Consider the following 19,871-nt stretch of genomic DNA (forward strand, 5'->3'; position numbering starts at 1 on the left):
AATCAGCTCGTGGAAAGGCGACGGCGGCCGGACCCGGGGGTCCGGCCGCCGTCGGCGGTGTCACGGGTGGTTACTCCCGGAGGCGGGGCGACAGGGTCGGCAGCAGACCGCCGCCGTTGCCGCCGTTGCCGCCACCGGGTCCGCGGGGGTCGGTCGGCGTGTCCGGGCCCTGGTTGCCGCCGCCGTTGGGGTCCTGCGGGCAGAACAGGCCGAGCGGTCCGCAGTCCTGCCCCTGCCCGGGGTTCTCCGGCAGCGGCGGGGGCGGCGGCGGGGTGCCGTTGCCCGCTTCCTTGTCGCCGACGTTCGCGGCCGGCGGGAAGTCCAACTTCTCCTCGCCCTTGAGCGACTCGTCCATCACCCGCTCCCAGATGTCACCGGGCATGAGGGCACCGCTGATGTTCCGGCCGTCCTTCATCTTGATGGCCTCCCGCTTGCCCTTGTTGCCCACCCAGACGGCGGTGGCGAGCTGCGGGGTGTAGCCGACCGTCCAGGCGTCACCGTTCTCGTTGGTGCCCTCCTTGAGCTCCCACGTACCGGTCTTGGCGGTCGCCTTGCGGCCGCCGTCCAGCGTGTGATTGATCTTGGCCGGGTAGTCCTCGAGCACGTTGGTGACGTCGGCGACCACGTTGGGGTCGATCCGCTTCTGCGGCTTGAGCTGCTCGCCGCCGAGCTTCTCCCACTTGCCGGTGTCCTTGTTCTGCTTCTCCGCCGAGACCAGGAAGTGGGCCTTGTTGTAGACGCCCTTGTTGGCGAAGGTGGCGATGCCGTTGGCGTGGTCGAGCACGGTGATCGGGTACTGACCGTAGGCGACCACGTGGTAGAAGGGGTCCGGCGCCAGGTCCTTGGGGTCTTCCTTGGTGAGGTCGTGCCCCTTCGGCGGGCTGGTGTTGGTCTGCCACATCATGCTGACGCCGGCCTTCTTGGCCATCCCGACGATCTTGTCCGGCCCGATGTCGAGGCTGACGTGGTAGAAGGGCACGTTCAGCGACTTCAGGGTCGATTCCCGCAGCGTGCAGGAGTCACCGCAGCTGGGGTTGTCGGTGCCGGCGTTGCTGACCCGGAACTTCACGCCGTCGGGGGTGAAGGCCTTGCCCTTCCAGCGCGACTCGACGGACTTGCCCGCTTCGATCGCCGCCGCCAAGGTGTAGATCTTGAAGCTTGAACCCGGCGAGTGCCCACCGGTGACGTTGCCGCTCGCGTCGGTGTTCTTGCCGGCGTAGTCGGTGCCCGTGCCGTCGTCACCGCCGTAGTAGCCGAGCACCCGGCCGTTACGCGGGTCGATCGACACCACCGCCGCCATCAGGTTCTTCCGGGCCCCGTCCAGCTCCGAGCCCTTGGTGCTGCGCTGGGCGGCGCTGGTGATCGCATTCTGGACCTTCATGTCGATGGTGGTCCGGATCCGGTACCCGCCCTGCTTCAGCATGGTCGAGCAGAGCGGTTTGCGATCCGTCGCCTCGGCCTCGTTGTCGGTGCAGAGCTTCTTCTCCCGCATCTCGGGCACGAGGTAGTTGATGACGTTGCCGATCGGGTTGTTGACCCCGAACTGGATGCCGGCACTCGACTGCTTCGGGCTCTTCAACGTCTTGGTCGGGTAACCGGCGGGACGCGGCGGGTGGTTCGGCGAGCCGACCCACCCCTCGCTGGCCATGTTGTTGATGACGTATTCCCACCGGATCTTGGCGTCGGTCGGGTTGACCGCCGGGTCGTACCCCTTGTGGGTGGGGCTGGGCTCCGGCTGCTTGATCAGCGCCGCCAGCACGGCGGCCTCCGCCACGTCGACCTTCGAGACGGACTTGCCGAAGTAGGCCTGCGCTGCCGCCTCGATGCCGTACGCGTTCCGGCCGAAGTAGATGGTGTTCAGGTAGTGCTCCATGATCTGTTCCTTGGTGAACTGATCATTGAGCTTGGAGGCGACGATCGCCTCCTTCACCTTCCGGGCGTACGAGTCGTCCTGGAGGTTCTCGTACGCGTTGCGGGCGTACTGCTGGGTGATCGTCGAGGCGCCCTGCTTGTCACCGCCGCTGAGGTTGTTCCAGGCGGCCCGGGCGATGCCCTTGTAGTCCACGCCGGAGTGGCGGTAGAAGTTCTTGTCCTCGGCGGCGGCCACCGCGTCCCGCATGTGCTGCGGGATCTGGTTGATCGAGACGAAGGTCCGGTTCTGCTCACCCACCTTGGCGATGGGCGTCTTGTTGTCGGCGGCGTAGATGGTGGTGGCCAACGGCAGGTTGATCTGGTTGGGCAGCACCACGTTGGTCGAGTAGTAGGTGAACCCGATCACGCCGATGCCGGCGAGCATGATGAAGACCGCGAAGCCCGCGATCAGCATGTTGACCCGCCTGCGCTTCTTCGCCCGGGCCACCGCGTCCGGATCGCCGGGGCCGGGTCCGCCACCGCGGCCACCGCGTCCCGGGCCGTTCGGGCCGCCCGGTCCGCCGGGGCCACCGCCGGAGACCGGCGCCACGCCCGCACGGGCCACCGCCGCCCGGCCGCCGACGGCGGCCGATCCGACGCTCGCCCGCCCGGCGGAGCCGACACCCACCGAGGCGCGGCCGGCCTGGCCGGGGGCCGGGGACACCGGAACGGACGCCCGTCCCGCGCCGGCCCGGCCGCCGGGCGCCGGGGAGACCGGCACGGAGGCCCGTCCCGCGCCCGCGCGCCCGACCGAGGCCGAACCGGCCGCTCCCGCCGCGCGTGGCGGCACCGACGCCGAGGCCCGGCCGGCGGGCGCGCCGCCGACCGAGGCCCGGCCGGCCGGAGCCGCGGCGGGCTCACCGTTCGAGCCCGGTACCTGGGCCCGCGCACGCGGGGAACTGGGATCGCCGTACGAGTTCATTCCTCACACCCTGCCGGTCGCGGTGGGACGCGGGGGCGCCACCACCGGGTTGCCGTGAGTTGACACACGTGACGCTCGCTCGCGATACGAGCGGAGCGACGCCGTCGGATACGTACTATTCGGACCAATCGGGCCGTCGAGCTGCCGGGCGGGGTGTCCGTCGTCGACGGCACCGGTAGCGACCGGTCCAGCCAGGTTCACCGTTGCGCCTCTCGCCTTCGCTCTCGCGCCGGACCGGCCCCGGGGGCGGTCACGCCGCCCACCGCGCCCTGCTCCGACCCGCCCTCGGCCAGCCCGTCCCGGCCGAGCAGGAACTGCTCGACGAGATGGTTCCAGTCACAGCCGAGGCACACCTCCACCACGAAGACCTGGAACTCACGCAGCGTCATCGCCAGCACGGGCAACTCGGCCAACGTGCGCGCCTGGCCGGCGGACTGCTTGAGTTCGTCCCCGTAAATGTAGTGGACGTGGATGAGGTTCTCGCTCCGACAGATCGGGCAGCGCTCCTCGGTCGGCTCTCCGTGGAACCGGGCGGCGTTCTTCAGGTACGGCGAGGCGTCGCAGACGTCGTACGTACCGACCCGCCCGGCGAGGAGTTCACGCAGCACCGCCCGCTTCTTCAGCGAGTAGTCCACCACCTGGCGCTGCGTACGCATGCGGTGAAGGGTACGCGGTCCGGCCGGGCGGGGCGACCACCGTCACGATGAGTGACAAGAACACCCCGGAGCGGGGGTTTGCCCTGATCGTTGGTGAGGTACTAACGTGCGATGTATCGGTCCGATACATCGAGGCGGTTAACGGCCCTGTGCCGGGGTAGGAAGGATGGCACCCGTGCTCGAGCTCGCCATCCTCGGCCTCCTGCAGGAGGCCCCGATGCACGGCTACGAGCTCCGCAAGGAGCTCGCGGCCAAGCTGGGGGCCATTCGGGCGGCGATCAGCTACGGCTCGCTCTACCCGACCCTGCGCCGGCTGCAGGCGGCGGGCTGGATCACCGAAGCCGCCGAGACACCCGCGACCGCCGAGGAGGTTCCCGCGCTGACCAGCCGACGAGGTCGGGTGGTCTACAAAATCACCGCGGAAGGCAAGGAACGCTTCGCCCAGCTGATCGCGCAGGCCGGGCCCGAGACGTACGACGACACGGGCTTCGGTGTGCACTTCGCGTTCTTCGCCCGGACCGACCAGGCGACCCGACTCCGGATCCTGGAGGGTCGCCGACGCACGATCGAGGAGCGCCGCGAAGGTCTTCGCGACGTGCTGGGCCGGGCGGCCGAGCGCCTCGACGCGTACACCCTGGAACTGCAACGCCATGGGCTCGACGCCTGTGAGCGCGAGGTCCGCTGGCTGGAGGAGCTCATCGCCAACGAGCGCTCCGGCCGTGCCCCGACGGTCCCGAAACCCGGGACGGCCGGCGGCCGACGAGACAACAACAGCCCGCCTCCGCCTGGAGAGTCCAGGAAAGAGCGGCCGTGATGAAGAAGAAGGAGGCAGACGCTATGGGCTCCGTCCGCGTCGCCATCGTCGGTGTGGGTAACTGCGCCTCGTCCCTCGTACAGGGCGTGGAGTACTACCGGAACGCCGACCCGAACGACCGCGTCCCGGGTCTCATGCACGTCACCTTCGGCGACTACCACGTCTCGGACGTGGAGTTTGTCGCGGCGTTCGACGTGGACGCCAAGAAGGTGGGCATGGACCTCGCCGAGGCGATCGTGGCCAGCGAGAACAACACCATCAAGCTGTGCGACGTGCCGCCGACCGGCGTCACCGTGCAGCGCGGCCCGACCTTCGACGGCCTGGGCCAGTACTACCGCGAGATCGTCGAGGAGTCCGACGCCGAGCCGGTCGACGTGGCCAAGGCGCTGCGCGACGCGCAGGTCGACGTGGTCGTCTCCTACCTGCCGGTGGGCTCGGAGCAGGCCGACAAGTTCTACGCCCAGGCCGCGATCGACGCCGGTTGCGCGTTCGTCAACGCCCTGCCGGTCTTCATCGCCTCCGACCCCGAGTGGGCCAAGAAGTTCGAGGACGCGGGCCTGCCGATCGTCGGTGACGACATCAAGAGCCAGGTCGGCGCGACCATCGTGCACCGGGCGCTGGCGAAGCTGTTCGAGGACCGCGGGGTGGAGCTGCTGCGCACGTACCAGCTCAACTTCGGCGGCAACATGGACTTCATGAACATGCTGGAGCGCAACCGCCTGGTGTCGAAGAAGATCTCGAAGACCCAGTCGGTCACGTCGCAGATCCCGCACGAGATGAGCAAGAGCGACGTGCACATCGGCCCGTCGGACCACGTGCCGTGGCTCGACGACCGCAAGTGGGCCTACATCCGCCTGGAGGGCCGCTCCTTCGGTGACACCCCGCTCAACGCCGAGCTCAAGCTCGAGGTGTGGGACTCGCCGAACTCCGCCGGTGTGATCATCGACGCCGTCCGCGCCGCGAAGATCGCCCTGGACCGCAAGATCGGCGGCCCGATCCTGTCCGCCTCGTCGTACTTCATGAAGTCCCCGCCGGTGCAGTACGCCGACCACGACGCGCACGCCGCCGTCGAGTCCTTCATCAAGGGCGAGGTCGAGCGCTGACGCGCTGACCAGCAGCACGACCGAGGGCCGGGTCCAAACGGATCCGGCCCTCGTCGCGTACGGGGGATGGCTACTTCGCCCAGGACGGCTTGGTCCGCCGGGCCAGCCGCGCCCGGTCATCGGCCGCCGCCAGTTCGCCGTCGGTGGGAAGGATGGACGGGTTGACACTGCCGGACGCGACGACGAACGCGACCACGTCCAGGATCACGTGGGTGGTCTGCTGCGCGTGCACGGAGATCTGGTCGGCCACCGGGTTGATCCCGGTCAGGAAGAAGTTCGACAGGGTCTGGCCGGCCTGAAAGTTGATCGTCGAGAAGGCCGGCGGACGCTGGCCCGGGTTCGGGAAGATCTGCAGGAAACCGGCGCCGAGCGCACCGGTGACGGTCACGTTGCCGTACACGGCCTCACCCAAGTGGACCAAATACTCCAGGTTGACCTGGATCGTGTGGCCGCGCAGCAGCCGGCCCGCACTGTCCAGGTTTCCGGCGGGGTTCACGATGCGGGCCCGACCGGCGGCCGTCCGGGTGTCGATCACCCGCTGCGGCACGACCGGAACCAGCTCGTTCGAATTGGCGTTCGTCCGCACGTACTCGACGAAGTTGCCCTCCATGGGCGGCAGGCCCGGGCTGGTCACCGCCCAGATCGTCCCGGAGGTGTCCATCGAGACCGAGCCCACCTCGGAGTTCCAGCCGAGGCCCCGTCCGGTCGGCGTCAGCCGCAGGGCCGGACCTGAGAACGGGATGCCGTCCGGGCCGGTCTCGACAAACGTGTTCTCCAGCCGAAGGGGCGCGGAGGTGAGCGAACCGCCGCGCAGCGTGGTGGGGGCGCCCGCCTCGTTGACCCGTCCCTGCAGCACGGGGTCGCCCGGTGCGGCTTGGGCCGGACCGGCGGCGGCCGCGCCCACCGCGGCGGTGCCGGCCAGGCCGGCGGCGACGGTACCCGCCCGACGCAGCAGCTGACGACGGTCGACGGTGTGGTCCTGATCGTTGCTCACGATGAATCCCCCGTGTGGTGGGTGGCGGTGGCGCCCGTCGATCGAGAGATCGAGGTCGCCCTGTGCCAGCAAGACGTCCGACCAACCGCAAAGGTTGCGGTCGATTTCGCCGATGTCGGATTCAGGACCAGGCGCGGCGCAGGGCGACCCCGGCCTCCAGCTCCAGCAGCCGCACCTTGCGCGGCAGCCCACCGCCGAAACCGACGAGCTTGCCGCCCGCGCCGACGATCCGGTGACACGGCACGAGCACCGGGACCGGGTTGCGGTTGCAGGCCACCCCGACCGCCCGCGCGGCGCCGGAGTCGCCGACCAGCCGGGCCACCTCGCCGTAGGTGAGCGTCTCTCCGTACGGAATGCGGGTCATCTCCCGCCAGACCGCGCGCTCGAACTCGGAGCCGCGCCGCGCTGCCACCGGCACCCCGAAGTCGGTCAGCTCCCCGGCGAAGTACGCGCGCAGCTCCGCCACCGCCCGCCGGGCCAGTTCGTCACCGGGCTCGTCGACCGCCGACTCCACCCGGCCGAAGTGCGCGCCGCACACCGCCTCGTCGTCGGTGGCCACGGAGAACTCCCCGATCGGCGAGTCGAGCACGGTCCAGCGCATGCCGCCATTCTTCCCCGCCGGTACGACGGCCGGGCGTTCGGCATGACGGCCCTGGGGAGAGCCGACGAAGCCGGCGGACCGAACCGTGCCACGGATGAGGCAAACTTTTCCGCCCCACCGGCGTCTGAGTTACGGAGGTGGGCGGTGACCGAGGGGACCGACGGGGAGTTCACCGCGTTCGTGCACGAGCGCGGCGACGCGTTGCTGCGCGTCGCGTACGCGCTCGCCGGCAACCAGCACGCCGCCGAGGACCTGCTGCAGAACGCGCTGGCCAAGGCGTACGCCCGCTGGCCCCGGATCCGCGGCGACGCCGAGCCGTACGTGCGGCGGATCCTGTACCACGACCAGGTCTCCGGCTGGCGGCGGTTGTCCCGCCGGCGGGAGGTGCCGGTGGCCGAGCCGCCGGAGCGGGCCGGCGGCCGGGACAGCGGCCACGACAGCGACCTGCGGCTGCTGCTGCGCGACGCGCTGCGGGAGCTGCCACCCCGGCAGCGTGCGGTGCTGACGCTGCGGTACCTGGAAGACCTGAGCGTCGAGCAGACCGCTGCGGTGCTGGGCTGCCGGACGGGCACCGTGGCCAGCCAGGCGTCCCGCGCGCTGGCCCGGCTCCGGGAACTGGTGCCGGCCTTCGACGACCTCGCCACCCGTCCGGAGGTGCACCGATGAGCAGGCCGACGGAGGACGCGCTGCGGGCGGCCGTACAGGAACTCGTCGGCCAGGCGCGGCCGGCGCCCGACCTGGCGGTGGTGGCGATCGCCCGGGGTCGCCGGCTGCGGGCCCGGCGGCGGGCCACGGCTGGCGCCGCCGTGCTGGTCGCGGTGCTCGCGGTGACCGTGCCGTTCGTGCTGCTCCGGCCGGCGCCGCCGACCCGTCCCGCCGTGCCGGAACCGCAGCCCACGCCGTCCGTGCACCCGACACCGGGTACCGGCTGGAAGGACTCGCCGCTGGCCCTGCCGGGCGGCTGGCGGGTCACCGGCGGCGTCAGTGGCGGCAGTGGCTACCTGCTCGACCGCGGCCGCGACCGCTACGTCCGCACCCAGGGGTACGACGAGGTGTGGCCGGCCCCGACCGGCACCGTCACCGCCGTCGCGGACGAGGACCGACCCGGGCAGATCGGCCTCATCGACAGCCGGAAGGCGACCGTGCGCTGGTACCGCGCGCCGGGAGCGGACCCCCAGTGGTCGCCGGACGGTCGCCGACTCGTCCTGACCCGGTTCCGCCAGGCCGCCCACCACATCGGCATCCTCACCCTGGACGGGACGTTCCGGGAGTACGCGGTGGACCGGACCCGGTACTTCTGCACCGACCGCTGCCTCTTCACCTGGGCGCGGAACGGGCGGGAGGTGGCGCTGCCGCTGACCGACGCGTTCAAGCCCCGGTCGGAGAGCGAACGGCATCCGCGCTGGGGGGTGCAGTTCTTCTCCGCCGACGACGGCAGACCCACCCGGTTCGTGACGATTCCCGGAGACCCCGCCGGACCGTGGGCGTTCTCGCCCGACGGGCAGTGGGCGGTCGTGCAGGGCCAGCGCGATCCGTTGCTGGTCGACGCGGTGACCGGGACCGTCGTCCGGACCCTGCCGTCGGCCGACGTCGCCTGGGTCTCGAACGACCGGCTGCTCTACCGCCGGCCGTCCGGCAGCGGCGACTTCGTGCTCACCGACACCGAGGGCCGGGAGCTGGAACGGCAGCCGCTGCCCCGGGAAATGGTCGACCGGAAGGTCACCGTGGCCCCGAAATGATCAGGCGGGAATGTTGCACGACGTCGATACCGTGCAGGTCGTGGCCACGGGGACCTTCATCTTTCTGATCATCGGTGGGGCGGGCGTCGCCGTGCTGGCGCTCTCCCTGCTCGGCGTCGAGCTGCTCCACTTCGGTCACGCCGATGTCGACGGTCCGGTCTCGGTCGAGGCGGTCGCCGGTTTCCTCGGCGCGTTCGGCTTCGGCGCCGCGATCGTCAACGAGCTGGTCGGCGGCCGTACCCCGGGGATGATCGCGGCGGCGGCGGCCGGTGGCGCGCTCGCCGCCGTGCCCACCGCCTGGCTCGCGGCCCGGCTGAGCCGGGCGGCGCGGGACATGCGCACCGACCCCACGCCGACCCGCGACGACCTGGTCGGCGCGCTCGGCCTGGTGGTCACCCCGGTGCCCGCCGTCGGTTACGGCGAGGTCCGGGTACGCGTCGCCGGTCAGCCGGTGAAGCTCAACGCCCGTGCCGACCACCCGATCCCGGTCGGCGCGCAGATCTTCGTGGTGCAGGCGCTGAGCGAGACCAGCGTCCACGTCGAGACCTACTGACCACCCTCTCCTCACCCCCTTTCGCAGAGACGGAACTGCCCATGCCCCTTGTCATCGCCGTCGGCGGCGCGGTCCTGCTGGCGCTCGTCCTGGTGCTCTTCGTGCTCTCCCGGATCAAGGTCGCCGGCCCCAACGAGGCGTTCATCGTCACCGGCCGCAAGGGTCGGACCACGCAGACCGCCGACGGTGGCCGCTCCACCGACATGTCCGGCCAGAAGGTGGTGCTCGGCGCCTCGGTCTTCGTGCTGCCGGTGGTGCAGAAGCTCCAGTCGCTCGACCTGTCCAGCCGCCGCATCGACGTGGGCATCCGGGGCGCGGTGAGCAAGCAGGGCATCCGCACCGACCTGCACGGCGTGGCGATCGTCAAGGTCGGCGGCACCGAGGACGCCATCCGCGCCGCCGCCCAGCGCTTCCTGCACCAGCAGGACGAGATCGACAACTTCACCCGCGAGGTGCTGGCCGGCGCGCTGCGCTCGATCGTCGGCCGGCTCACCGTCGAGGAGGTCATCCGGGACCGGGCGGCGTTCGCCAGCGCGGTGGCCGAGGAGGCCGAGCACTCGATGACCAACCAGGGGCTGGTGCTGGACACCTTCCAGCTCCAGGACATCCTCGCCGAGGGCTCCTACCTGCAGGACCTGGGCCGGCCGGAGGCCGCCCGGGTGCTCAAGGACGCGGCCATCGCCGAGGCCCGCGCCCGGCAGCAGGCCGAGCAGGAGCGGCTGCTCGCCGAGGAGGCGATCGCCGAGGCGAACCGGAACCTGTCGCTCAAGCAGGCCGGGATCCAGGCCGAGATCGACGCCGCCAAGGCCCGGTCCGCGGCGGCCGGCCCGCTGGCTCAGGCCGAGCGGGACCAGGCGATCCTTTCCGAGCAGCAGAAGGTGGCCGAACGCAACGCCGAGCTGAAGCAGCGCCAGCTCGACACCGAGGTGCGCAAGCCGGCCGACGCGGCGCGCTACAAGGTGGAGCAGGAGGCCGAGGCGGCCCGCAACGCGGCGGTGCTCAACGCCGACGCGCAGCGGCAGGCCGTCATCGCCGCCGCCCAGGCCGCCGCCGAGCAGTCCCGGCTCACCGGTGAGGGCGAGCGGGCCCGGCGGGCCGCACTCGCCGAGGCGAACGCGATCGAGGGCGCCAAGGAGGGTGAGGCGGAGCAGCGCCGGCGTTCGGCGATCGCCGAGGCGGTCGAGCGGGAGGGCCAGGCGGAGGCCGCGGCCATCCTGGCCAAGGGGCAGGCCGAGGCCGACGCGATGGCCCGCAAGGCGGAGGCGTTCGCCGCGTACGGCGAGGCGGCCGTGCTGGATCTGCTGGTCAAGGTGCTGCCGCAGGTCGTCGAGGCGGCCAGCGCCCCGATCGGGGCGATCGACAAGATGACCGTCATCTCCACCGACGGCGCGTCGTCGCTGACGAAGTCGGTGGCCGGCAACGTGGCGCAGGGCCTCCAGCTCGGCTCCGACCTCACCGGCATCGACCTGCCCGGCCTGCTCGCCCGGCTCGGCTCGGCGTCCGCCGGCGGTTCGCAGTCGGCGGGCAACGGCAAGGCCGCCGTCGACGGCAGCGCGGTCGAGACCCGCTGACGGTACGACGCGGGGCCGCCCGGCGAACCGGGCGGCCCCTCGCGTGCGTGGTGCGGGCGGCTGATCCACTCCAGGTCGCCGACGTGGCGGTGTCGGAGCGGTCGGCATACCGCAGTTCCGGCGCCAGGGAGTCGATCACCGTGGCCGGCTCAGGCGTCAGCTCTGGTCGATGACGCCCTGCTCGCGGGCCCAGCGCAGCAGCTCCGCCTCGGCCTCGTCCCGCTCCAGCGGGCCGCGCTCCAGGCGCAGCTCCTTGAGGTACTGCCAGGCCCGCCCGACCACCGGCCCCGGCGGTACGCCGAGCAGCTCCATGATCGCGTTGCCGTCCAGGTCGGGGCGGACCCGGGCGAGGTCCTCCTCGGCGGCGATCCGGGCGATCCGCTCCTCCAGCGCGTCGTAGTCCGCCGCGAGCTGGGCCGCCTTGCGGCGGTTGCGGGTGGTGCAGTCCGAGCGGGTCAGCTTGTGCAGCCGGGGCAGCAGGTCACCGGCGTCGGTGACGTACCGGCGCACCGCCGAGTCGGTCCACTCGCCCCGGCCGTACCCGTAGAACCGCAGGTGCAGGGCGACCAGGGCGACCACCTGCCCGGTGACGTCCTTGGGGTAACGCAGCGCCTTCATCCGGGCCTTGGTCAGCCGCGCGCCGACCACCTCGTGGTGGTGGAAGCTGACCCGGCCGTCCGGCCCGACCGACTTGGTGGCCGGCTTGCCCACGTCGTGCATGAGCGCGGCCATCCGGAGCACGAAGTCGCAGCCGTCGGTCTCGAAGGAGACCGCGTTGCTGACCACGGTCAGGGTGTGCTCGTAGACGTCCTTGTGCTGGGCGTGCTCGTCGATCTCCAGCTTGAGCCCGGTCAGCTCGGGCAGAAAGCGCTCGGCCAGCCCGGTGTCGACCAGCAGCCGCAGCCCGGTGATCGGGTCGGCGCCGCAGAGCAGCTTGGTGAACTCGTCCCGGATCCGCTCGGCGGTGATCCGGTCCAGGTCGGCGGCCATCCGGCTCATCGCCTCGTGCACGTCGGGGTGCACGGCGAAGCGCAGCTGCGCGGCGAAGCGGGCCGCCCGCAGCATCCGCAGCGGGTCGTCGCCGAAGGACTCCCGGGGCGTGCCGGGGGTACGGATCACCTTGGCCGCGAGGTCGTCCAGGCCGCCGTGCGGGTCGGTGAACCGGTGATCGGGGAGGCTGACCGCCATCGCGTTGATGGTGAAGTCCCGCCGCCGCAGGTCCTCGGTGAGGCTGGTCCCGTACTCGACGATCGGGTTGCGGCTGACCTGGTCGTACGCCTCGGCGCGGAAGGTGGTGATCTCCAGCCGGAGCCCGTCGCGCTGCAGCCCGATGGTGCCGAACTCGCGGCCGGTCTCCCAGATCGACTCGGCCCAGCCCTTGATGATCCGCAGCGTCTGGTCCGGGTGGGCGTCGGTGCAGAAGTCCAGGTCCTCGCCGAGCCGGCCGAGCAGGGCGTCGCGGACGGATCCACCCACCAGGTGCAACTCGTGCCCGGCGCGCGCGAACCGGCGACCGAGCTCGTCGGCGACCGGGGACACGCGGAGCAGTTCGGCGACGGCGTTGCGCTGCGCGGCGGTGAGCTCGCGGCGGTCGGCGGCGTGGGGTGCGGAGGCAGCTTCGGACATGGGATCGCCAGCCTATCGGGCCGGGACGGGATCTGATCCGCCGGGCGCGGGTATGAGGGCGGCGTTGACTAAGGTCTTGGGCGTGCGGGCCGGTCGTCCGGCTCCGACGTACCCCTTGGAGGCAGGAGATGAGCGGCGGGCTCTACCGCAGCGCGAACGCCACGCCGGACGGTGCGATCCCGCCGACCGACGAGGCGACCTTCATCTCCGCCGAGCCGCTGAACCAGCCGGCGGTGGAGGCCACCGCGCCGCCGCCGGAGCAGGTGGGGGAGGCCAGCGCCGCGGCGAACAGCGCGGTGATGGCGGTCGGCAGCCTGATCAGTCGGGGTACGGGCTTCATCCGCAACCTGATGATCGGCGCCGCGCTCGGCAACCTGGTCGGCAACGCGTACACCACCGCCCAGTTCCTGCCGAACCAGGTGTACGAGTTCCTGCTCGGCGGGGTGCTCACCAGCGTGCTGATCCCGGTGCTGGTCCGCCGGAGCAAGGCCGACGCCGACCGGGGCGAGGCGTACGCGCAGCGGCTGCTCACCCTGGCGGTGATCGCGCTGGCCGCCGCCGCGCTGCTCGCGGTGGCGTCGGCGTCCGTGCTGACCACCCTCTACGCCAGCGGCAAGGACGCGGACTACACCGACCTCGTCACCAGCCTGTCGTACCTGATGCTGCCGATGCTCTTCTTCACCGGTGTCAGCGCGCTGATCGCCGCGGTGCTGAACACCCGGGGGCACTTCGCCGCGCCGATGTGGGCGCCGATCCTGAACAACCTGGTGGTCATCGGCGTCTTCGGCCTCTACATCCTGGTCTACGGGGCCGAGGCGCTGAAGCCGGGCGACCTGGGCGCGGGCCAGATCCTGCTGGTCGGCGGCGGCACCCTGCTCGGCGTGGCGGTGCAGGCCGCCGGGCTGCTGCCGGCGCTGCGCAAGGTCGGCTTCCGGTGGAAGTGGCGGTTCGACTTCCGTGAGCTGGGGCTGCGGGAGCTGGCCCAGCTCGGGGCCTGGATGTTCTGCTACGTCGCGGTCAACCAGCTCGGCCTCTTCGTGGTGGTCAACCTGCTCACCCGGGCGGCGGGCGAGGACAGCGCCGGCATCCTGATCTACAACAACGTCTTCCTGCTGCTGATGATGGCGCACGGCATCATCGCCGTCTCGATCATCACGGCGCTGATGCCCCGGATGAGCGCCGCCGCCGCGGACGGGCGCTTCCGCGACGTCACCGCCGACCTGTCCCGAGGCACCCGGATGGTGACGGCGGTGCTCGCCCCGATCGCGGTCTGCTACGCGGTCCTCGCCGGCCCGATCTCCCGGGTGGTCTTCCAGTACGGCGCCTTCGACGCCGACAACGCCCGGGCAACGTCCACGGTGCTGCTGGTCGCGGCCGTGGGCCTGGTGCCGTTCGCGATCAGCCAGCTCTTCACCTTCGCCTTCTACGCGCTGCCGGACACCCGTACCCCGGCCCTGGTCAACATTCCGGTGGTGGCGCTGCGGGTCCTGCTCCAGGTGGGGCTCTTCGTCGTCTTCTCGCCCGCCTTCGCGGCGGCCGGCATGATGCTCGGCAACGCGATCTCGTACGTCGCGGCGGCGGTCGTCTCGGCGATGCTGCTGCGGCCGAGGGTCGGCCGGATCGGGCTCGCCGGGATCATGCGCACCATGGGCAAGGTGATTGTCGCCGCGCTCGGGGCGGCGCTGGTCGGCCTGCTGGTGGTCAGCCTGCTCCCCGGCGACCCGGCCGACCTGGGCTGGCTCGCGGCGGCGGTCCAGCTGGTGATCGGCGGAGCGGTGATCGGTGCGACCTACCTCGGGCTGGCCATGGTGCTGCGGATCGGCGAGATCACCGAGGTCGTCGGGATGGTCCGCCGCCGGCTCGGCCGCTGAGCCCGCGACCGGTCGCCGGCTGGCCGGCACGGAGGGTGAACGAGGATCACCAGCCTGGGGACGTGGCTGTGGATAACTCCGCGTTTCCCCGGTCAGCTGCCGGGTCGGCCTGTGGACAACCAACCGTACGGCTGAGTATGGAGGGCCGTTCGGAGGGAACCTGACAGGACGTCGGCGGACCGCCGCACCAGGGCCGGCCCCTGCTGCGATCACTTGCGGTCAACCTCTAGATTGGCTAGTACATGTGCCAGCAACGTGGCTGACAACGGTCGTAACCGGGCGAGGTCGTCCACATCCGGCAGGTCGCCGGGCACGGCGGGAAGATGACATGTCGGGATGACGGGCAGTCCAGGTAAGGTCGCTCTCGACGGATACGGCAGGTGGCCGACGTACGCGTCGAGACGCCGGCCGGTTCCTTCGAAGGCAGAGCGGGAAGCCACATGCCCAGCAGCGCGGGTCCATCGATCGACACGATCACCGAGGGAGGACGGGTGACCCAGGTCGGCGAGGGTCAGGAGGCGGAGGAGACTGCTCCGCCCGTCATGACCTTCGGTGCTCCCACGGCCGGTGAGATCCTCGCCGAGCGGTACGAGCTGGTCGAGCACATCAACAACGACAGCGCCGGGCGGCTGGTCTGGCGGGGGGTCGACGTGGTGCTGCGCCGGCCGGTCGCGGTCGTGCTGCGCTACCCCGGCGGCGACTCCGCCACCGAGATGCTCCAGGCGGCGGTGGCCGCGAGCCGGGTCATCCACCCCAACCTGGTCGGCGTCTACGACGCGATCGACGAGGACGAGCGGGCGTACGTCGTCCGCGAGTGGGTCGACGGCAACTCCCTGCGCGAGATGGTCGCCGACGGGCCGCTGGACCCGGCCCGGGCCACGGCCATCGGCAACGCCGTCGCCAGCGCGCTGGCCGCCGTGCACGCCACCGGCATGGTGCACGGCAACGCGCACCCGGGCACCGTGATGATCAGCGACGACGGCCGGGTGGTCCTGGCCGACGCGCGCACCGACGGCGCGGACAGCCAGGAGAACGACATCCGGGCGGTCGGCGGCATCCTCTACTTCGCCCTCACCGGGCACTGGCCGCACGCCGAGGCCCCGCTGCGCGGCGCGACCGCCGGGCACGGTCGGGCCGCCATCCCGGACGCGGTCCGGGACGCCAGCGGCGCCATCGCCGCGCCCCGGCAGGTCCGGGCCGGCGTGCCGGCGTACCTCGACGACCTGACCATGGATCTGCTCGACGCCGAGATCGCCCCGCCCTCGTCGGACGTGCTCGCCGCCGAACTGGCCCGGCTCGACGTCCCGGCCGAGGACCACTTCCTCGACCAGACCGGCACCATCCGGTTCACCGCGGACCCGGGCGACGACCCGTCCCCGCTGGCCGCCGCCGGTGGGCGGAAGGTCGCCGTGGGCATCGCCGGGCTGCTGGCGGTCGCCCTGGTCGGTCTGCTCATCGGGATCAGCGCGCTGGGCGGCGACGACAAGTCGCCCGACACCGAGCCGGTCGCCCGGCCGTCGAACAGCGCCCCGTCCAGCCAGGCCAGCGCGCCCGCGCCCGCCGTGCGCAAGCTCAACGTGGAGGATGTCCGGATCATCGACCCGGACAGCAAGCTCCGCGACGAGCTCGACGACGCCGAGAAGGTCATCGACGGCAAGGAAGAAGTGGGCTGGGGCACCGACACCTACACCACCGCGAACTTCGGCAACCGTAAGAAGGGCATGGGGGTCTGGATCGACCTCGGCGCCCCGCACACGGTCAAGTCGGTGCAGGCGATCCTCTCCTCCACCGGCGCGTCCGCCGAGCTGTTCTGGGGCGAGGCCGACTTCCCGTCCACCTCCGCGGGCGACAAGCAGCTGGTGGCGAGCTACAAGAACCACGTCATCGGTCAGCCGTTCGAGGAGCACGACGGCACGACGATGACCTTCAACGGGTTCAACCCGGAGCAGAAGTACCAGTACCTGCTCTTCTGGATCACCAAGCTGCCGGCGAGCGACCTCAAGATCGACGTGCAGGAAATCAAGGTCCAGGGGTCGTGAGCCGTCCGCCGCGCGCCCGGCACCGCATCCGACGGACGTGGTGATGGCCGGTCGCGGCGGGCGTACGCCCGATCCGGCGACCGGCGAGGCGGTGCCGGTCGTACCGCCGCGCGCGGTCCCGCCCGCCGAGGCGAGCGACGCCGACCTGCTCCGCGCCCACGTGGCCGGTGACCGGGACGCGTTCACCGAGCTGTTCCACCGGCACCGCGACCGGCTCTGGGCGGTGGCCCTGCGGACGCTCGGCGACCGCGAGGAGGCCGCCGACGCCCTCCAGGACGCGCTGCTCTCCGCCCACCGGGGCGCCGCCCGGTTCCGGGGCGACTCGGCCGTCACGACCTGGCTGCACCGGATCGTGGTGAACGCCTGCCTGGACCGGATCCGCCGCCGCCAGGCGCACCCGACCGTCCCGCTGCCCGACGGCACCCGGGCCGACGAGGGTGGCTCGGGCGGCGTCGAGCCGGCCGCTCCGGCCGCGGACCACGACACCGCGCTGGTCGTCCGGCAGGCCCTGGCCACGTTGCCGATCGAGCAGCGGTCCGCCCTCGTGCTGGTCGACGTACAGGGCTACCCGGTCGCCGAGGTGGCCCGGATCCTCGGCGTCGCCGAGGGGACGGTGAAGAGCCGCTGCGCCCGCGGCCGCGCCCGGCTGGCGGTCCAGCTCGGCCACCTGCGGACCGGCTCCGACGACGCCGGGCCGGATGCCGTCCCGGTCGCCGGCCGGGGCGTGCCCGACGTCACCCTCGGGAACCCCCGGGCCGCGGAGGGCGTCGGATCGGGGTCGGGGCACTCCCGACGGGACCCCAACCAGGAGGACGCGTGACGACCGGGGAGTTCAGCGGGGTCGACCACGACCTGCTCGCCGACTACCTCGGCGGGGCGCTGGACGGCACCCCGGAGGAGGCCACCGTCGCCCGACTGGTCGAGCGGGACCCGGCCTGGGCCGAGGCGTACGGGGCGCTGGCGCCGGCCGTCGCCCAGGTGCGCGCCGACCTGGCCGGCTGGGCCGAACCGGCCCCGCAGATGCCGCTCGCGGTCACCGAACGACTCACCGCCGCGCTGGCCGGCGCCGGGCCCGCCCCGACCGACGCACCGGCGTCGAACACCCCGGTGGATGCCGTCACGCCGGCCGACGAGCGCCAGCAGCCGGTGCCGGCGCAGTCCGCGCGGGGTCCGGGGCGTACCGCCGGGGCCGGCCGGGACGACGCGACCGGGCCGGGCCGTCGGCGCCGGCGCTGGGCGCGGCTCGCCGCCCCGGTCGCGCTGGCCGCAGCGTCGCTCGCGGCCGTCGGGCTCGGCGTCGACCACCTGCTCGACACCTCGGGCGGCGGCGGCACGGCCGAGTCGACGGCCGCCGGGGGCGACGCCGCCTCGGCGACGGCGCCCTTCCGGGTCACCGGCGCACCGCAGACCAGCGGCACCGACTGGGCGCCGCAGACCCTGGCCGGTGGTGCGGCCCCGACCGCGCTGCCCCGGGTGGCCACCGACGGCCCCGGGCTGGCACCGGGCGGGTCGACCGCGAAGGCCTCCGAGTCGGACCGGCGACCGTCCCCCGGCGGGCTCCTCCGGCTCGCCGCGCCGGACGCGCTGGACGCCTGTCTCACCGAGATCGCCGCCGAGCACGGACGCGGGGCGATCACCGTGGAACTGCTCGACTACGCCAGCTTCCAGGGGGAACCGGCGCTCGTCCTCCGGTTCACCGATCCGTCGGGAGAGCGCTGGGCCTGGGCGAGCGGCGCGGAGTGTGGCGTGCCGGGATCCGGCGCGGACACCCGCTACCGGGCGCGGGTAGGGTGAGGTTACGGTCGCCGGCCGTCCGTCGCCGCGTGACGTGACCCACCGGATGACCGGTTCGGGAATCCCCGGTTCGTACGATGACGTTCTGCAAGTCAGCCGCCGGCGTCGCTGAGCCGTCGGCACTCGGATCGGCGTCGTCCCGGCGGTGGGTCAGCCGGGGGCGGATGTCGAACACACACATCGGGAGACGGCAGTGGACGAGGTCCGCAACCTGATCATCATCGGCTCCGGGCCGGCCGGTTACACCGCGGCGGTCTACGCCGCGCGCGCCAACCTCAAGCCGCTCGTCATCGAGGGTGTGCAGTCCGGCGGCGCGCTGATGACGACCACCGAGGTGGAGAACTTCCCCGGCTTCGCCGACGGCATCCTCGGCCCCGAGCTGATGGACAACATGCGCAAGCAGGCCGAGCGGTTCGGCGCCGAGTTCCTCACCGACGACGTCACCCGGGTCGAACTGCAGGACACCGGGATGATCGGGTCGGACGCGGTCAGCACCGTGTGGGTCGGCGAGACCGCCTACCGGGCCAGGGCCGTCATCCTCTCCACCGGTTCGGCCTGGCGTCCCCTGGGCGTGCCGGGCGAGCAGGAGTACCTGGGCCACGGCGTGTCGTCCTGCGCCACCTGTGACGGTTTCTTCTTCCGCGGCCAGCACATCGTCGTCGTCGGCGGTGGCGACTCCGCGATGGAGGAGGCGAGCTTCCTCACCCGGTTCGCCGACTCGGTCACCATCATCCACCGGCGCGACTCGTTCCGCGCCAGCAAGATCATGGCCGACCGCGCCCTCGGCAACGACAAGATCAAGGTCGAGTGGAACAGCACCGTCGAGGAGATCCTCGGCGAGGACGGCAAGGTCAGCGGCGTACGGGTCCGCAACGTGCACACCGGCGACACCAAGGTGCTCGACGTGACCGGCGTGTTCGTGGCGATCGGCCACGACCCGCGCAGCGAGCTTTTCCGGGGGCAGGTGGAGCTGGACGACGAGGGGTACGTGAAGGTGGAGGCGCCGAGCACCCGGACCAGCGTGCCGGGTGTCTTCGCCGCCGGCGACGTGGTCGACCACACCTACCGGCAGGCCATCACGGCGGCCGGCACGGGCTGCGCCGCCGCCCTCGACGCCGAGCGCTTCATCGCCACGATCAGCGGCTGAACAACCGAAGAACGAAAGTCCCGGAGGAGGGTCATAGTGGGAGCAACAAAGGTCGTCACCGACGCGAACTTCGCCACTGACGTGCTGAAGTCCGACAAGCCGGTACTGGTGGACTTCTGGGCCGAGTGGTGCGGGCCGTGCCGCAAGGTCTCCCCGCTGCTCGAGGAGATCGCGGGCGAGATGGGCGACCAGGTCACCATCGTCAAGCTCAACATCGACGAGAACCCGGAGACCGCCCGCGCCTACCGGGTGATGTCCGTACCGACCCTCACCATCTTCAAGAACGGCGAGCCGGTGCAGTCGATCGCCGGCGCCAAGCCCAAGGGCGAGCTGGTCCGGCTGATCGAGTCGGCGCTCTGACGCTCGCAGCACCGGAACCCCCGTACCCTCCCCGGGTGCGGGGGTTCCGTCGTTCCCGGCCCTGAGCTGGGCGAACGCCGGGTGGACGACCACCGGGCACGGTACGCTCCGTAGGCATCCGCTACGCGCCAGAGCACTCCGGTCGCGCGACCGTGGCGCCCGCCCAGCCA

The 19,871-nt window shown here is 71.9% G+C and carries 17 protein-coding genes; 12 read left to right on the forward strand and 5 right to left on the reverse strand.

Annotated features, from left to right (window positions below; translation table 11 throughout):
- Positions 1–70: 70 nt before the first annotated feature.
- Both V6U89_RS07555 and V6U89_RS07560 read right to left on the reverse strand, forming a co-directional pair.
- A complete protein-coding gene (locus V6U89_RS07555) occupies positions 71–2,833 on the reverse strand; it encodes a transglycosylase domain-containing protein (RefSeq protein WP_334569957.1) in 2,763 nt (920 codons plus the stop codon).
- Between the two features lie 197 nt (positions 2,834–3,030).
- Entirely contained in the window at positions 3,031–3,489 is a 459-nt protein-coding gene (locus V6U89_RS07560) for a DUF5318 domain-containing protein (RefSeq protein WP_334569958.1), read from the reverse strand.
- 175 nt (positions 3,490–3,664) lie between these two features.
- Between V6U89_RS07560 and V6U89_RS07565 the strand changes: the two genes are divergently transcribed.
- Positions 3,665–4,303, forward strand: coding sequence for a PadR family transcriptional regulator (locus V6U89_RS07565; protein WP_210773984.1), 639 nt, complete (start codon positions 3,665–3,667; stop codon positions 4,301–4,303).
- Positions 4,304–4,326: 23 nt separating this feature from the next.
- Positions 4,327–5,406 (forward strand): inositol-3-phosphate synthase, encoded by a 1,080-nt coding sequence (locus V6U89_RS07570; protein ID WP_334569959.1) that lies wholly within the window; start codon positions 4,327–4,329, stop codon positions 5,404–5,406.
- Between the two features lie 70 nt (positions 5,407–5,476).
- Here the strand turns inward: V6U89_RS07570 and V6U89_RS07575 are convergent, their stop codons facing one another.
- Positions 5,477–6,400: a hypothetical protein gene (locus V6U89_RS07575; protein ID WP_334569960.1), complete on the reverse strand. Its 924-nt coding sequence runs from the start codon at positions 6,398–6,400 to the stop codon at positions 5,477–5,479.
- 121 nt (positions 6,401–6,521) lie between these two features.
- Complete coding sequence (locus V6U89_RS07580; protein WP_334569961.1) at positions 6,522–7,001, reverse strand: methylated-DNA--[protein]-cysteine S-methyltransferase; 480 nt, start codon at positions 6,999–7,001, stop codon at positions 6,522–6,524.
- Positions 7,002–7,145: 144 nt separating this feature from the next.
- Between V6U89_RS07580 and V6U89_RS07585 the strand changes: the two genes are divergently transcribed.
- Genes V6U89_RS07585 through V6U89_RS07600 form a run of 4 tightly spaced genes read left to right on the forward strand, consistent with a single transcriptional unit; the run spans position 7,146 to position 10,864 of the window.
- On the forward strand, positions 7,146–7,667 hold the full coding sequence (locus V6U89_RS07585) for a SigE family RNA polymerase sigma factor (RefSeq protein WP_334569962.1): 522 nt from the start codon (positions 7,146–7,148) through the stop codon (positions 7,665–7,667).
- Positions 7,664–8,740, forward strand: coding sequence for a hypothetical protein (locus tag V6U89_RS07590; protein ID WP_334569963.1), 1,077 nt, complete (start codon positions 7,664–7,666; stop codon positions 8,738–8,740). Before V6U89_RS07585 ends, V6U89_RS07590 begins: the two co-directional genes overlap by 4 nt.
- Before the next feature lie 10 nt (positions 8,741–8,750).
- Positions 8,751–9,293: a hypothetical protein gene (locus V6U89_RS07595; RefSeq protein ID WP_334569964.1), complete on the forward strand. Its 543-nt coding sequence runs from the start codon at positions 8,751–8,753 to the stop codon at positions 9,291–9,293.
- 41 nt (positions 9,294–9,334) lie between these two features.
- Positions 9,335–10,864, forward strand: coding sequence for a flotillin family protein (locus V6U89_RS07600; RefSeq protein WP_334453744.1), 1,530 nt, complete (start codon positions 9,335–9,337; stop codon positions 10,862–10,864).
- Between the two features lie 156 nt (positions 10,865–11,020).
- Here V6U89_RS07600 and V6U89_RS07605 read toward each other — a convergent pair whose 3' ends face one another.
- A complete protein-coding gene (locus V6U89_RS07605) occupies positions 11,021–12,490 on the reverse strand; it encodes a CCA tRNA nucleotidyltransferase (protein WP_334569965.1) in 1,470 nt (489 codons plus the stop codon).
- Positions 12,491–12,618: 128 nt separating this feature from the next.
- Here V6U89_RS07605 and murJ point away from each other — a divergent pair, with 128 nt between their 5' ends.
- The 6 genes from murJ to trxA all read left to right on the forward strand — a co-directional run bounded on the left by murJ (position 12,619) and on the right by trxA (position 19,701).
- On the forward strand, positions 12,619–14,361 hold the full coding sequence (gene murJ / locus V6U89_RS07610; RefSeq protein ID WP_334569967.1) for a murein biosynthesis integral membrane protein MurJ: 1,743 nt from the start codon (positions 12,619–12,621) through the stop codon (positions 14,359–14,361).
- A gap of 440 nt (positions 14,362–14,801) precedes the next feature.
- Positions 14,802–16,400, forward strand: coding sequence for a protein kinase family protein (locus V6U89_RS07615; RefSeq protein ID WP_334569968.1), 1,599 nt, complete (start codon positions 14,802–14,804; stop codon positions 16,398–16,400).
- A gap of 43 nt (positions 16,401–16,443) precedes the next feature.
- Complete coding sequence (sigM, locus tag V6U89_RS07620; RefSeq protein WP_334569969.1) at positions 16,444–17,220, forward strand: RNA polymerase sigma factor SigM; 777 nt, start codon at positions 16,444–16,446, stop codon at positions 17,218–17,220.
- On the forward strand, positions 17,217–18,194 hold the full coding sequence (locus V6U89_RS07625; protein WP_334569970.1) for a hypothetical protein: 978 nt from the start codon (positions 17,217–17,219) through the stop codon (positions 18,192–18,194). The genes sigM and V6U89_RS07625 overlap by 4 nt, the downstream gene beginning before the upstream one ends.
- Positions 18,195–18,387: 193 nt before the next feature.
- Positions 18,388–19,341: a thioredoxin-disulfide reductase gene (trxB, locus tag V6U89_RS07630; protein WP_334569971.1), complete on the forward strand. Its 954-nt coding sequence runs from the start codon at positions 18,388–18,390 to the stop codon at positions 19,339–19,341.
- Positions 19,342–19,377: 36 nt separating this feature from the next.
- Complete coding sequence (trxA, locus tag V6U89_RS07635; protein ID WP_088959679.1) at positions 19,378–19,701, forward strand: thioredoxin; 324 nt, start codon at positions 19,378–19,380, stop codon at positions 19,699–19,701.
- Positions 19,702–19,871: the final 170 nt, after the last annotated feature.

The sequence above is a fragment of the Micromonospora sp. CPCC 206171 genome, assembly GCF_036906755.1.
In the GTDB taxonomy this organism is placed as follows: Bacteria; Actinomycetota; Actinomycetes; order Mycobacteriales; family Micromonosporaceae; genus Micromonospora; species Micromonospora purpureochromogenes.

What these genes read in the sequence shown, in the direction of transcription:
- V6U89_RS07595 (WP_334569964.1), top strand. Translation starts at nt 8,751, where the DNA reads ATGTTGCACGACGTCGATACCGTGCAGGTCGTGGCCACGGGGACCTTC.
- V6U89_RS07605 (WP_334569965.1), bottom strand. Translation starts at nt 12,490, where the DNA reads ATGTCCGAAGCTGCCTCCGCACCCCACGCCGCCGACCGCCGCGAGCTC.
- V6U89_RS07560 (WP_334569958.1), bottom strand. Translation starts at nt 3,489, where the DNA reads ATGCGTACGCAGCGCCAGGTGGTGGACTACTCGCTGAAGAAGCGGGCG.
- V6U89_RS07615 (WP_334569968.1), top strand. Translation starts at nt 14,802, where the DNA reads ATGCCCAGCAGCGCGGGTCCATCGATCGACACGATCACCGAGGGAGGA.
- V6U89_RS07580 (WP_334569961.1), bottom strand. Translation starts at nt 7,001, where the DNA reads ATGCGCTGGACCGTGCTCGACTCGCCGATCGGGGAGTTCTCCGTGGCC.
- V6U89_RS07600 (WP_334453744.1), top strand. Translation starts at nt 9,335, where the DNA reads ATGCCCCTTGTCATCGCCGTCGGCGGCGCGGTCCTGCTGGCGCTCGTC.
- V6U89_RS07555 (WP_334569957.1), bottom strand. Translation starts at nt 2,833, where the DNA reads ATGAACTCGTACGGCGATCCCAGTTCCCCGCGTGCGCGGGCCCAGGTA.
- V6U89_RS07570 (WP_334569959.1), top strand. Translation starts at nt 4,327, where the DNA reads ATGGGCTCCGTCCGCGTCGCCATCGTCGGTGTGGGTAACTGCGCCTCG.
- murJ (WP_334569967.1), top strand. Translation starts at nt 12,619, where the DNA reads ATGAGCGGCGGGCTCTACCGCAGCGCGAACGCCACGCCGGACGGTGCG.
- sigM (WP_334569969.1), top strand. Translation starts at nt 16,444, where the DNA reads ATGGCCGGTCGCGGCGGGCGTACGCCCGATCCGGCGACCGGCGAGGCG.
- V6U89_RS07590 (WP_334569963.1), top strand. Translation starts at nt 7,664, where the DNA reads ATGAGCAGGCCGACGGAGGACGCGCTGCGGGCGGCCGTACAGGAACTC.